This is a genomic window from Enterococcus sp. 12F9_DIV0723 (genome assembly GCF_002174375.1).
Lineage (GTDB): Bacteria > Bacillota > Bacilli > Lactobacillales > Enterococcaceae > Enterococcus_A > Enterococcus_A gilvus.
The window spans coordinates 1,134,916-1,148,321 of record NZ_NIBK01000001.1; the positions used below are offsets into that span (position 1 = coordinate 1,134,916).

At 44.2% G+C, this 13,406-nt stretch carries 11 protein-coding genes; 10 read left to right on the plus strand and 1 reads right to left on the minus strand.

Annotated features, from left to right (window positions below; genetic code table 11):
- Positions 1 to 190 precede the first annotated feature (190 nt).
- The 9 genes from A5868_RS05515 to A5868_RS05555 all read left to right on the plus strand — a co-directional run bounded on the left by A5868_RS05515 (position 191) and on the right by A5868_RS05555 (position 11,137).
- Positions 191 to 955, plus strand: a complete 765-nt coding sequence (locus tag A5868_RS05515) for a PTS mannose/fructose/sorbose/N-acetylgalactosamine transporter subunit IIC (RefSeq protein ID WP_086305709.1) — start codon at positions 191 to 193, stop codon at positions 953 to 955.
- Complete coding sequence (locus A5868_RS05520; protein ID WP_086305710.1) at positions 948 to 1,778, plus strand: PTS system mannose/fructose/sorbose family transporter subunit IID; 831 nt, start codon at positions 948 to 950, stop codon at positions 1,776 to 1,778. The genes A5868_RS05515 and A5868_RS05520 overlap by 8 nt, the downstream gene beginning before the upstream one ends.
- Before the next feature lie 89 nt (positions 1,779 to 1,867).
- On the plus strand, positions 1,868 to 2,911 hold the full coding sequence (locus A5868_RS05525) for a zinc-dependent alcohol dehydrogenase (RefSeq protein WP_086305711.1): 1,044 nt from the start codon (positions 1,868 to 1,870) through the stop codon (positions 2,909 to 2,911).
- A gap of 17 nt (positions 2,912 to 2,928) precedes the next feature.
- Positions 2,929 to 4,398 carry a xylulokinase gene (locus A5868_RS05530; RefSeq protein WP_086305712.1) on the plus strand — a complete coding sequence of 490 codons (1,470 nt, stop codon included), beginning with the start codon at positions 2,929 to 2,931 and terminating at the stop codon, positions 4,396 to 4,398.
- The gene (locus A5868_RS05535; RefSeq protein WP_086305713.1) at positions 4,395 to 4,934 is read left to right on the plus strand and encodes a DUF4428 domain-containing protein; all 540 of its coding nucleotides are present in this window, start codon (positions 4,395 to 4,397) and stop codon (positions 4,932 to 4,934) included. Before A5868_RS05530 ends, A5868_RS05535 begins: the two co-directional genes overlap by 4 nt.
- A gap of 181 nt (positions 4,935 to 5,115) precedes the next feature.
- A complete protein-coding gene (locus tag A5868_RS05540; protein WP_086305714.1) occupies positions 5,116 to 5,769 on the plus strand; it encodes an HAD family hydrolase in 654 nt (217 codons plus the stop codon).
- Positions 5,770 to 5,897: 128 nt separating this feature from the next.
- Complete coding sequence (locus tag A5868_RS05545) at positions 5,898 to 7,019, plus strand: aminotransferase (protein WP_086305715.1); 1,122 nt, start codon at positions 5,898 to 5,900, stop codon at positions 7,017 to 7,019.
- Positions 7,020 to 7,308: 289 nt separating this feature from the next.
- The gene (locus tag A5868_RS05550; protein WP_086305716.1) at positions 7,309 to 9,969 is read left to right on the plus strand and encodes an HAD-IC family P-type ATPase; all 2,661 of its coding nucleotides are present in this window, start codon (positions 7,309 to 7,311) and stop codon (positions 9,967 to 9,969) included.
- Between the two features lie 133 nt (positions 9,970 to 10,102).
- A complete protein-coding gene (locus A5868_RS05555) occupies positions 10,103 to 11,137 on the plus strand; it encodes a proline racemase family protein (RefSeq protein ID WP_086305717.1) in 1,035 nt (344 codons plus the stop codon).
- 191 nt (positions 11,138 to 11,328) lie between these two features.
- Here the strand turns inward: A5868_RS05555 and A5868_RS05560 are convergent, their stop codons facing one another.
- Positions 11,329 to 12,189, minus strand: a complete 861-nt coding sequence (locus tag A5868_RS05560; protein WP_086305718.1) for a MurR/RpiR family transcriptional regulator — start codon at positions 12,187 to 12,189, stop codon at positions 11,329 to 11,331.
- 211 nt (positions 12,190 to 12,400) lie between these two features.
- Between A5868_RS05560 and A5868_RS05565 the strand changes: the two genes are divergently transcribed.
- The gene (locus A5868_RS05565; RefSeq protein WP_086305719.1) at positions 12,401 to 13,399 is read left to right on the plus strand and encodes a D-isomer specific 2-hydroxyacid dehydrogenase family protein; all 999 of its coding nucleotides are present in this window, start codon (positions 12,401 to 12,403) and stop codon (positions 13,397 to 13,399) included.
- The last annotated feature ends 7 nt before the right edge of the window (positions 13,400 to 13,406 follow it).

A 13,406-nucleotide genomic window follows, 5' to 3' on the forward strand; every position in this document is an offset into this window, starting at 1 on the left:
AAAAAATAGCTACATTATTATGAATAAGGATGCCAGTCCAACTCTTCGCAGTTTTGTATAGAAGTGAGAATCTCTTGCATCATGAAAAACACTTGATATGAAGCACTAAAGTTGGATGGTATACGGCATGAAAATCGAACCTATTTTTGTAAAAAAATAGCTACATTATTATGAATAAGGAGGAAAATGTATGTCAGTTTTTCAAGCTTTTATGTGTGGGGTCGTTTATTTCCTAGCGATAGGAAATCTTCCCTTTGTTGGGTTGTGGTCGTTGCAGCGGCCATTAGTATGCGGACTTATTACAGGAATTATTTTAGGCGATCCATTGGTGGGTGCAATGACGGGCGCTTCGATCAACTTGGTTTATTTAGGCTTTATTTCAGCAGGCGGGTCGATGCCGGCAGATATGGCATTGGCCGGCATCTTGGGAACGGCTTTTGCGATCATAGGCGGACTTGATGCGAAGACAGCTTTATCTGTGGCAGTCCCGATCGGTTTGTTAGGGACGATCGTCTGGTATGGTCGAATGACCTTCGGATCGGTTTTTGTCCACGTAGCAGATAATTATATCGAAAAAGGCGAGTATCACAAGATTTGGCGTGCCAATGTCCTCTATCCACAGCTCATGACGGCGCTCATGACGATCATCCCTTGTGGATTAGCAGCGTACTTTGGTGCCAGCTATATTTCTGGATTTATTGATGCATTGAGTGGTACGGCGTTAACGATTTTCACCGTCATCGGAGGCATGATGCCGGCATTAGGGGTAGCGATCACCTTGCAGTACATTTTTAAAGGCGAAGCGCGCGTCTTTCTATTTTTAGGCTTTATTTTGGCGACGTATTCAGGGTTGGACCTGCTGCCTTTAGGGGTCATCGCAGGATTGACCGCATTGATCTATGTTCAAGCTACTGGTCACAAATCAGATTCAGAGGAGGAAGAAATCTATGAGTAAAGAGGCTGAAGGAAGTTTGATTCGTAAAAAAGATTTATTCCGCTCATGGCTGATTTGGGAAAATTTACCGCAAACCTGCTACAACTACGAGCGGATGATGGGTCAGGCAGTTGCCCATGTTTTTGTTCCAATCTCTAAACGACTCCACAATGATGACCCGGAGAAGAAAAAAGAAATGATGAAACGTGAGATCGAATTCTTCAATGTACATATTGAATTTGGTTCATGTATTATCGGGATGATCATCGCACTGGAAGAACAAAAAGCCAAAGGAGTCGCGATTCCGAGTGAATTTATCACCAGTTTGAAAACGTCGTTGATGGGCCCGCTATCCGGGATCGGTGATACGATTTTCCAAGGGGTATTGATCCCGATCTTATTGGCGATCTGTATTGATTTGACATTAAAAGGAACGATCTGGGGCTCGATCATCTATGCCGTAGCGATCATTGCGATTGCGTGGGGAATGAGTTATGCCAATTTTATGTTTGGATATCGAGCCGGTGCCGATGCTGTGATGGATTTCCTGGAAAAAGGGATCTTGAACAAAGTGTTGAGGGGCGCGGAGATCATGGGTTGTATGGTAATGGGCGGCTTGATTTCCAGTTATGTGAAAATGCACGTTGCATTGAAAATCGTCAGCTCAACGACGACCTTTAAAGTGCAGGAGCAATTTTTAGATGCTGTGATGCCGAATATCTTGCCCTTTGCCTTCACCATGTTGATTTATCTTTTGATGAAACGTGGATGGTCGTCACTAAAAATTATTGGACTGATCGTTGTTGTCGGGATCGTCACAGGATTTTTCGGAATTTTAGGTTAGAGAGGGACGTTTCTCAAATTGCTTTATAAAGGATTTGAGAAGCGTGAATTTTATCATCTATGACTAAGAAATAGGAACGAGGACAAGAAATGAAAGCCATTGTTGAAACAGGTGTCAAACAGCTAGAGATTCAAGAACTTCCAGTGCCTGAGATCGAAAAGGATGAGGTACTGATGAAAGTCAGAGCCAACGGTCTTTGCACCAATGACCTGCGGGATTACTTAGGGGACACGTCCTATACTTATCCCCGAGTCGGGGGGCATGAGTTTAGTGGTGAGGTCGTTGAGATAGGCAGCGAAGTGAACCCAGCACATTTTACAGTGGGGGATCACGTCGTTAAATACATTATCCCCGCTTGCGGCGAGTGTCATTATTGCAAGACGGGACGGGAAAACTTGTGTATCGAAGTCGCTAATTCGACGACGTTTCAAAATCCAGAGGGGATTTCCGGTTTTTTCGGGATGGCCCAATACATTGCAGTAAAAAGTCGTGATCTTTACAAATATCCGAAAGAAGTCCCCTATACCCACAGTGCTTTTACTGAGCCGTTGGCCTGTGTGGTAAACAGTATAGAACGCGCGCAGCTGCGGTTTGGCCAAGATGTCGTGATCATCGGCGGCGGGGTGATGGGGTTGTTCCATGTGATGTTGGCAAAATTATCTGGAACGCGTGTGATTCTCAGTGAACCAAATGAGGAACGCAGAAGGCTGGCAGAAAGACTTGGCGCGGACAGTACCTTTGATCCAACAAAAGTGGATGCTGTTGCCTTTGTTAAGGAGCAGACAGAAGGGCGGGGCGCAGAAGTCGTCTTCAATACGACAGCGATCCCTCAAATTGCCAAGCAGGCGATGGATTTTACAGCGACGGGAGGACAGACGTTTATGTTTAGTTCGCTGCATCCGAATGAGCCAGTGCCAACTGATATGGGCATGATCCATTCCTATGAAAAGGTGATCACAGGTACGGTCAGTCCAAAGATACCGACCTTTTACCGCTCGGTTCAATTGATCGCCAAGGGGATCGTGGATGTCACACCGCTGCTTGCAAAAACCTTTGATTATACCGAAGCGACAGCAGCTTTTGACTATGCTTTGCGACCAGATACTTTAAAAACCATCGTTACCTTTGACTAAAAGAAAGTGGGAGACCCATGGATACCTCGGTTTATATCGGAATAGACATCGGCACGACAGCTATCAAGCTGGCTGCGGTGACCAAAGAATTGGAGACGGTTTTCGAAAAACAATATGCCTATGACTATTCGACACCCCACGAAGGCTGGACGGAGATCGAACCCGATGTTTGGGCAGCCATCACACTAAAAGGGTTGAAGGAATTGTTCCGCCAGATCCCTGCTGAAATAGTCAAGGGAATCGGGCTTACCGGGCAGATGCATACGACCGTGTTTGTTGATGAACACGGCTGTTCTATCCGTCCGGCAATTCTGTGGAATGACAATCGAACAAAAGAGCAAATTCCGCTGATCAAAGAGGTCTTGAAAAGCAAGAAAGCTTCGGCTCACATTAGCAAAATCGTCTCGACAGGTAGTCCGTTAGCCAGTTTGTTGTGGGTCAAGGAGAATGAGCCAGAAACTGCGGCTCGGCTTTCGAAATTTTTGATTGCGAAGGATTACGTGAAATTAAAATTGACGGGTACGTATACGACGGATTTTTGCGATGCCTCCACTTCCTCTTTGTTTGATTTACATAGCGATTCTTGGTCCGAAGAAGTGCAAGAATTATTTGATTTATCTCCAACACTTTTTCCAGTCATCCAACCTGCTTCAACAATAATAGGGACATTGACGGATACTGTCTGCAAAGAGCTGGGGATCAAGGAGCGGCTTCCCGTTGTTTCTGGAACAGGAGACAATGTGGCTTCAGCGATCGTTTCCGGTTGTTTTGAAAATGAACAGCCGCTGATTTCTTTAGGCACGTCTGGCGTGGTCGTCATTCCAGATCGCCACCATCACCTCAAACAACGAGGGAAAAATGTTGTCGCGAAGATAAAAAAGCAAGACCAGTCGATCATCACACAAGGAACCGTTCAAGCAGGTGCCAAAATCAATAGTTGGTGGTTGGAAAAAATTCTTCACACTGAAGAGTACACTGAAGAACAAGAGCAGATTTCTCCTGCGCTGTTAGGAAAAAACAGCGTATTCTTTTTCCCCCATATGAATGGTGAAAAAACGCTTTTTGGAAATCCAGATCTGAAAGGTGCATTCATTGGATTGGGGTTAGAGACGGAAAGAAGCGGGATGTATTTAGCTGTACTTGAAGGATTGGCATTTGGGATCCGACAGTTATTCCTAGCCATGAAAAATTCGGAGGAGCCTATCTACTTCACTATTGTAGGAGGAGGGGCAAAAAGTCCCTTATGGATCAATATTTTTGCGAATGTCCTTGGCTATCCAATCAAACGAGTCCTGACTTCTCAAGAAGCTGTCCACGGGGCAGCCATTTTAGCCATACTTGGAACCGAAGGTAGCGTTGATTTTCCAGTCATCGACTCTCAGATGGTCCTGCCAACCCCATCACTTATAGCGGATTACGACCAATGCTACAAACACTATTTAAAAATGAGCCAACATTTATCACTTTTCGGAGGTGAAGAAGGATGAGAGCGTGCGTGATTTGTAATAACGCATTAAAATGGGTCAAATTTAAATGTGCAGAAGGGTACGTCTGCAAAAGTTGCTACGAAAAGGCGAGTGTAAATTTTACACAAACAATCAAAACAAAAACAAAAGCGGAACTGCTGGAACTGTTCGTTGATACGACCGATGCTCAAGCGGAACCGACCTTTACAATAACTCGAAAGATCAACCAATTGATATTCTTCGATGACACGAGTGGAAAGATTTGTTTACCGAACCATAAGAAATATGCCAAAGAAAAGTTGAAGCCAGAAATTTATCCTTATGCTGAAATCGTAAATTGTCAGTTGTTAGAGGAACATGAAGAAAAGTACGTGAAGAAAAAGCTCCAACAATTGGGCCGGATCAAAGTGGTTCTGACCCTCAAGCAGGAAACCCGCGAAATTTTTTTAATTCCAAATTACATCAATCGTGACAGTATGGCGTATAAGACGATGCACTCACTAGCAAACAATATCGTCAGTGAAGTGAAGAAAACGACAGAAAAAATCCCTTGTTAACGGATTTGAGACAGGTATTCGTCAAACCGTACAGAACCGTTTGAATGGAAATTGTTCTAGCCATCAATTTTTTGGACTATCTTTGAAAAAGGAGTTACAAGTGGATCAAGATACGATAAACTTTTCATAAATAAAACCAGCATCGAGCTTCGGCTCGGTGCTCTTTGGGTAGGAGGGCAAAATGAAAATCGCATTGTTTGATTTGGATGGGACGTTGATTGATTCGGAGCGCTATTATTTTTCTATTTGGCAGGAATTGATGGCTCGGGAGGGCTATCAGCTTGGGAAGGATTTTTATCAGCAGGTGGTCGGGTCGCCGACATCGGTGTTAAAAGAGAAGTTTCAACAGCACTTTGGCGAGATTCCGATGTTTGACGACTTGTTTAAAGAATTTATGTGTAGAAGCAAACAGGCACAAAAAGACGCTGTTTTTCCGATGACGAAGGGCTGTCGTGAGTACTTAGAGTATTTATCGGAACGGGCGATCACTTGTGGAATCGTCACATCCAGTTATCAAAAGGAAGCCGAGAATATTCTTGAGAACACGGGGTTGGCATCCTACTTTGCGTTTGGTGTCTATGGCGATCAAGTAATCAAAGGAAAGCCCGATCCGGAGATTTATGCTAAGGCGATCCAGACAGCTGGACAGCCTGTGGAGCAGATCATCGTTTATGAGGATTCTCCTAATGGGATTTTGTCGGCTGTTCATGCCGGATTGTCCTGTGTTCATATTAAAAATTTTGTTGATCCTACGCCGGAGATCGAACAGCTAGTCGAAAGCAGCTGCATTGATTTTTTTGAAGTTTTGGATGGATTGACGCTTTCTTCAGACTAAGCAGCCGAGAGCTGCTTTTTTTGTGACGTATAAGTAAAATCCTGTTGGCTAGATGGAAGCCTATCCTCTATAATAAAAGGACGATGAAAGTTTGATAACAGTATTTTCATCAAGGAGAGGAGCAAAAAATGAAAATAGAGCCGTTTAAAGTGGAATTATGGATGAATGAGCATGAAGAGAAAGCCATTTACAATACAGGGGAGACCTGTGTTGATTCGATCAGTATGGACGAGTTATTTGAGATCGCTGGGTTGGACAAGGAAAAGGCGTTGAGTGAACTTACGCAAAAGCGTTTGACTTATGGGCATATTTTCGGCAATCCGGTGTTTAAAAAGGGAATCGCCTCTCTTTATGAAACAATCAAAGAAGAAGAGCTCACGACCACTCACGGGGCGATTGGCGCGAATCATTTGGTGCTGTATTCACTAGTTGAACCTGAGGACGAAGTAGTCGCCGTATTGCCAACTTATCAGCAGCTATACTCGATCCCTGCGTCGTTTAGAGCGACTGTGAAGCAGCACGTGCTGACACCTGAAAATCATTTTCTGCCAGACATCGCAGAATTAAAGGAGATGGTCAGCAAAAAAACTAAACTGATCATTCTCAACAATCCAAACAATCCTTCCGGTTCATTGATGGATCGAGAGATGCTTGAAGAAATCATCGCGATTGCTAGAGAAGCAGGTGCGTACATCCTCTCTGATGAAACGTACCGCGGGTTGACACAGGCGGATGTTGAAAGTCCCTCGATCGCGGACATGTACGAAAAAGGAATCAGCGTCAGCAGCATGTCTAAGGTCTGGTCATTGGCCGGTCTGCGTTTAGGCTGGATCGCGACGAAGGACAAAGAAGCACTAGAGCAATGCATCCTTCATCGGGACCACAACACGATCAGCTGCGGACTTATTGATGAGGAATTGGCGGCGATCGCTTTAGCGAACAAAGAGAAAGTGTTGGCTCGTAATCAAAAGATCATTCGAGACAACTTGAAAATTTTGGACGAGTGGGTATCGAAGGAACCGCATATTTCTTATGTCAAACCTCAGGCTGGAACGGTAACACTGCTGTATTATGACTTTGATCGATCAAGCAGAGAGCTCTGTCTTGATTTGATTAATAACCATGGCTTGTTGTTTACGCCGGGAGAATGCTTCGAATTTGAAGGGTGTGTTCGAATCGGCTATGGCTGTAAGACAGAAGAGCTGATTGCGGGTCTCGATAAATTTTCTGATTACTTAGCAACGATCTAGTGTAAGAAAGGCGATCCTTTGAACGAGAAGGATCGCCTTTCTTTATCTAATTATATTTTGCTTTTTTATTAAATTCATTCAATAAATTTGACGAAAATTTTTAGTTTTGTTAGATTTAACTTACTAAAACAAGTGGAGGTGAGCGGTACATGGACCCTGACGCCGAACAGACGTCGTTGTTAAAACAAAAAATTCCTTATTTTCAAAAAGAATAGGCAGGCTTATTTCAGTGCGTTGTATAAAGCAAGGTGCTTTTTTGTCGTATTCAAAAATAAGGAGAAGAGAACGAATGAAGGAAGACTATCACCAGAGTATTCACAAATTAAAAAAAGATTATTTGAATGAGGATTTTGAACAAGGACTGACAGTCAGTGAAGCAGAGAAGCGGTTGCTGGCAGATGGACCGAACAAGCTGGAAACGAAGAAAACACCAAAGTGGCGGCTGTTTGTCCGCCAGTTCCATAATATGATCATTTATATCCTGATCGTAGCAGCGTTATTAACGGTCTTGATGGGGCATTCTTCTGATGCTGTAATCATTGGATTCGTTATCGTGATCAATGCGCTGATTGGGTATTATCAAGAAGCAAATGCCTCGGACGCGTTAGAAAAGATCAAGGAAATGCTTGCTGCAGAAGCAACGGTCTATCGTGAAGGGCAACGAATGGATATCCCGACGGAGGAGCTGGTCGTTGGAGACGTCGTTTTCTTAGAAGCAGGAGACCGGGTGCCCGCAGATTTACGAATCGTTGATAGCGACAATTTGCGGATTCAAGAAGCTTCACTGACCGGTGAAGCCGATTCGATCGAGAAAACAGCAGAGGATTTTCCGACTGAAGACGTTCCGTTAGCCGAACAACTCAATCGAGCGTTTGCCTCCACCTCCGTAACGAACGGGAGCGGATTGGGCGTGGTCACGGCAACCGCCGAAAAGACACAAATTGGTCAGATCTCGATGGAAGTTGGTCAAGTGAAGACGCGTAAATCCCCATTGATGCAGCAGATCGACGGACTTGGAAAAGGTGTTTCTTATGTCGTGATCGGTGCGGCGGTGTTGCTATTCATTTTTGGTCTGTTACTAGAGACGTATTCATTATCGGTCTTATCATTGGCGATCGTTACAATGATCGTAGGTTCGATCCCAGAAGGGTTGCCGGCCACAACGTCCGTGATATTGGCGATGGGTGTCAGCGACATGGCGAAAAACAAGCATACGATCGTTAAGACATTGCCTGCGGTTGAGACGCTAGGTTCCGTGGACGTTATCGCCACTGATAAAACAGGGACATTGACGAAAAACGAAATGACTGTTAAAGATGTTTTTCTGGCGGGTCATCACTATGAGGTGAGCGGGAATGGTTATGAACCAAAGGGAAGGATCACGGAAGAAGGTCGTGAAGTTCAGAAGGATGAGACACTTGAATTGTTCCTAGAGGCAGGATATGAAGCCAACGACACGTTGCTGAACAAAGAAAAAGATCGTTGGACAATCAATGGAGAACCGACAGACGGGTCTTTCCTGACGTTGTACCATAAGTATTTTGGTGAAGAACAGGAATCCAGCTATGAGGAAGTCGATATGCTGCCTTTTGATTCAGAATATCGCTACATTGCGAAATTAGTCAAAGATGCGAAGGGCAAACAACTGATTTTCATCAAAGGATCGCCCGATAAGCTTTTTCCAATGGCGCAACTGCAGGACGATTCGTGGTCTAAGATCGTGCGCGACCTTTCAGAGACTGGAAAACGGGTGGTCGCAGTTGGGTATAAAGAAGTTTCGCCTGAATTAGACGAAATCAGTCATGAGCTTTTGTATGAAGGAATCACATTACTCGGTTTGGCCGGGATCATTGATCCGCCCCGGGAAGAAGTGATTGAATCATTAAAGGACATGCGTAAAGCCGGAGTAGAGGTCAAAATGATCACCGGAGACCATCCGCTGACTGCCAAGACGATTGGTGAGAAGCTCGGATTGGCACCAAGGATACGAGTCATCACTGGTCAAGAGTGGGATCAACTCTCTCAGCATGAGAAAGAAGAAACCGCCGTTTCCCACCAAGTATTCGCACGAACGACACCGAAAAATAAGCTGGAGATCATCGAAGCTTTGCAGGCAAAAGACAAAGTGACCGCAATGACTGGAGATGGGGTCAATGATGCCCCCGCGTTGAAGCGAGCAGATATCGGTGTAGCGATGGGAATTCAAGGGACGGACGTAGCGAAAGATTCCGCGGACATGATTCTGACCAATGATCATTTTGCGACGATGTCCTTGGCGATCCATGAAGGGCGCCGGATCTATGACAATATCAAGAAGAGCATCTTATTCTTATTGCCCACGTCCTTTGCAGAAGGCCTGATCATTGCCTTCACGATCCTAATGCAGCAGGAAATGCCGCTTCAGGCGACACAGCTTTTGTGGATCAACATGGTCTCAGCCATCACGATCCAATTCGCCTTTATTTTTGAGCCGGCAGAAGACCAAATCATGGAACGTCCGCCGCAAAAAACGGGGAGCCGTTTAATGAACAAACACGATATTTTTCAAATGGGCTACGTTTCGATTTTGATGGCGCTCATCAGTATCATCGCCCATGACTGGCTGTTGGCCCAAGGCGTCGATCAAGTCACGGCCAGCACGATGATGGTGAATATCATTGTTATCAGCAAAATTTTCTACCTATTCAATATTCGTACCTCTAAATTTGCTTTATCAAAAGAATTCTTCAGCAATAAACCGGCCTTCTTGATTATCGGGGTCATGCTTCTGCTGCAAGTGATTCTTACCTATGTACCGTTTATGCAGCACGTCTTCCATACCGCCTCTATGAGTGTGGTCGAGTGGGGCATTACGCTGTTGGCCGGATTGATGATTTTAGTGATTACTGAAATCGATAAATGGATTCGGTTGAAACGTCAAGCGTCAAAAATGCACGAGTTGTATAACTAAAGAAGTGTTTTAAGAGTTGGACTGAAGATAGTCCAGCTCTTTTTATAATTACCCGATCACAACGGATCGCGTATCCTCTATAATGGAAGTATAAAAACGTTGCGAAGGATTCGGATACGGAGGCGAAAGGGAAATGAGTAAAAAGAAACAGCCGAAAATCAACGAGGCGCACTTTGAACGAAAGATCACAGCAATCGACACGCATACGCAAGGGGAACCTACTCGAATCATTCTAGATGGATTTCCTGAGCCCAAAGGCGATACAATGTTGGAGAAAATGCAGGATGTGGCGAAAAATCATGACCATTACCGCAGCGCATTGATGGATGAGCCTCGAGGGCATAAGGACATGTTCGGTGCATTGTTGACAAAGCCGATCGATCCAAAAGCGGATTTTGGAGTGATTTTTATGGAGGGGACGGGCTATATGCCGATGTGCGGGCACGGGTCAATGGGAGCGGCGACAGCCTTGGTGGAGGCGGGCCTCGTTGAAGTGTCGGAGCCGTATACGGCGATTACTCTCGAAGCACCTGCGGGTCTGATCGAAGCCAGGGTAGCGGTTGAAGAAGGAAAGGCAAAAGAAGTAAGTATTATCAATGTCCCATCTTTCTTGTATAAAGAAAAGCAAACGATTGAGATTGATGATCATTTGTTTCAATACGATCTTGTTTTTGGCGGAAATTTTATGGCTTTGGTGGAAGCCAGTCAATTAGGATTGCAGGTGAGTTCGTCTGATTTGGCTGAGTTGACGGCAATTGGAATCAAACTGCTGGAGAAGATTAATCGAGACATTGACATCCAGCATCCGAATCTCGACATCACGGAAGTCGTTACTTGCGAATTTTATGAAACGATCGATACTGATGAACTAAAGAATCGCAACGTCGTCGTATTTGGCGATTATCAAGTGGATCGTTCACCTTGCGGAGCGGGAACCAGTGCCATGATGGCTGCGATGTACGCTCGAGGGAAGCTTACACTGCATGAGTCATTTATCAATGAGAGTATCATAGGGAGTCGTTTCGTTGGGGAACTTCTAGAAGAGAAGACGGTCGGCAGTTATCGGGCTGTGGTTCCGAAAATTACCGGAAGTGCCTATATCACGAGTCAGGCGACCTACTTCATTGATCCCGAGGATGCGTTGAGGTACGGATTTCATCTTAAATAAAAGATATTCATTGAACGTTAAGCAAAAAGCTTAAGGTTCTTTTTTTTTACAGTCGATAAATAAAAAGGCGCTCTATAAAGGAATATACAGAGAAAAAGCAGGTAAACTAATAGTATAGCAAGTTATTGTATAAAAGAACCTCCCTCCTGTGCAGCGACTAGCTGACAGAAGGGAGGCATAGAGCGTTTGGATCAATCGCCCTTGTTTTCTTTGATGCTTAAGATGACTTTTCTAACTTTTGAGATCGTGTCTTGCGCGTTCTCACGATAGTAGAACATCAGTATGACATAGAGTGAATCAATAATACTTAGCTGCGCAATACGTGAAGCCAGAGCTTCGGAACGAAATTCGATTTCTTCAGAGATCGAAATAAACACGACATCGCCCAATTTTGCCAGCGGCGAATTCACTTGGCTCGTTACAACGATCACTTTGGCACCATTTTTCTTTGCGGCCTCCGCAATGTGGATCGTTTCTTTCGATTTTCCTGAATGAGAAATAAACAGTGCACAATCTTCCTCTGTAAGTAAAGAAGCTTCCATCAGTTGAATGTGGTAATCCGTACTATGACCGACAGGAATAGGGGAACGCAGAAATTTATGGTACGCATCTGTCGCGACGATTTCTGATCCGCCAACGCCGAAGAAATAGAGTCTTCTTGAATCAGAAATCATCGAAACCGCTTTTTGCAACTCCTCTTCCTTCAGCAGCTTTCTTGTATCCGTCAAGGTCTTCATATTCGAGTCAAACACTTTTTGTGCCATCACCAACTCGGAATCATCCTCTTGAACATTTTCATGAATCGTGACTGCAGTCAGATCATTTTCCTGCTTTAATAAAGCTAATTTAAAATCCTTAAAACCATTAAATCCCAATGTTTTTGTAAATTGAAAGAATGTTGAGTCTGCAATACCTAGCTCGGCAGCAAGATCACTGATCGAACTGTGGCTGACTTTAATAGGATTTTCTACTATATAGTCAGCGATCGCTTGCTCTTTAGGACTAAAGTCTTTGTACATAGACTTGATCTGTAAGTGAATAGGGCTAGACATGAATATCCCTCCTTCATCTAATAATTGTTTACTCATAAGATACTAAGAATATAAAGTTGAATGCGTTATCAGAAACCGATTCCCGAAAAGGTTCAACTGAATGTCCATCGCGGAAATGACGAAAGGAGCGATCAACCGATAAAAAAGAAAGAAGATGTGGTTCGTTTGTCAGGCGTAACAAGGTCAAGCAAAACTAGAAGGGATTTTAAAAATGGGAAAATACAAAATAGCGATCGTTAATTCAAGCAGTTTCGGAAAGATTTTTCATGATCAATTAGAACGTCTTGAAAAAATCGGTCAAGTCGAAGCATTTACAGTAGATGGAGAAATCGGCGGACGTGAATTAGCGGAGTTGTTGCAGGGCTACAATATCATTATTGCGAGTGTCACACCATTTTTTACGAAAGAATTTTTTGATCACAAAGATGAACTTATTTTAATTACAAGGCATGGCATTGGGTATAACAATATTGACATTGAAGCAGCAAGAGAGCATGACACCCTCGTCTCGATCATTCCCGCTTTGGTTGAAAGAGATGCAGTGGCGGAGAACAATATCACCAATTTATTAGCGTTGTTGAGAAAGACCGTGGAAGCAGATTCGAGTGTTAAAAATGATAGCTGGGAGGATCGTGCGAATTTCGTGGGTCGTACCTTGTTTAATAAAACAGTGGGTGTCATTGGTGTCGGCAATACTGGGAGCTGTGTCGTCGAAACCCTTCGAAATGGCTTCCGTTGCAATGTTTTAGCATATGATCCGTACAAGTCTGCTTTACACATCGAAAGCTATGGAGCGAAGAAAGTGGATTTGCCGCACTTGCTGAAGGAATCCGATATCATCTGTCTTTGCGCCAGCTTGAATGAGGACAATTACCACATGATCTCTACAAAAGAGATCGCTCAGATGAAAGACAATGTTTACCTCTCAAACAGCGCACGCGGTGCGTTATTAGATGAAGAAGCAATTGTCAGCGCTTTACGATCTGGGAAAATCGCTGGGGTCGCTACCGATGTGCTAGAAGAAGAGCCGGGCCGCAAGGATCATCCTTATCTCGCTTTTAGTAATGTCGTCATGACACCACATACCTCAGCCTATACGATGGAGTGTTTACAAGAAATGGGTGCGAAATGCCTTCGAGATGTCGAAGATGTTGTCGCAGGGAAAATTCCTGAACGCTCTGTTCAGGGAGAAAGAATAGGTGTGAGTTAAAAAGGAG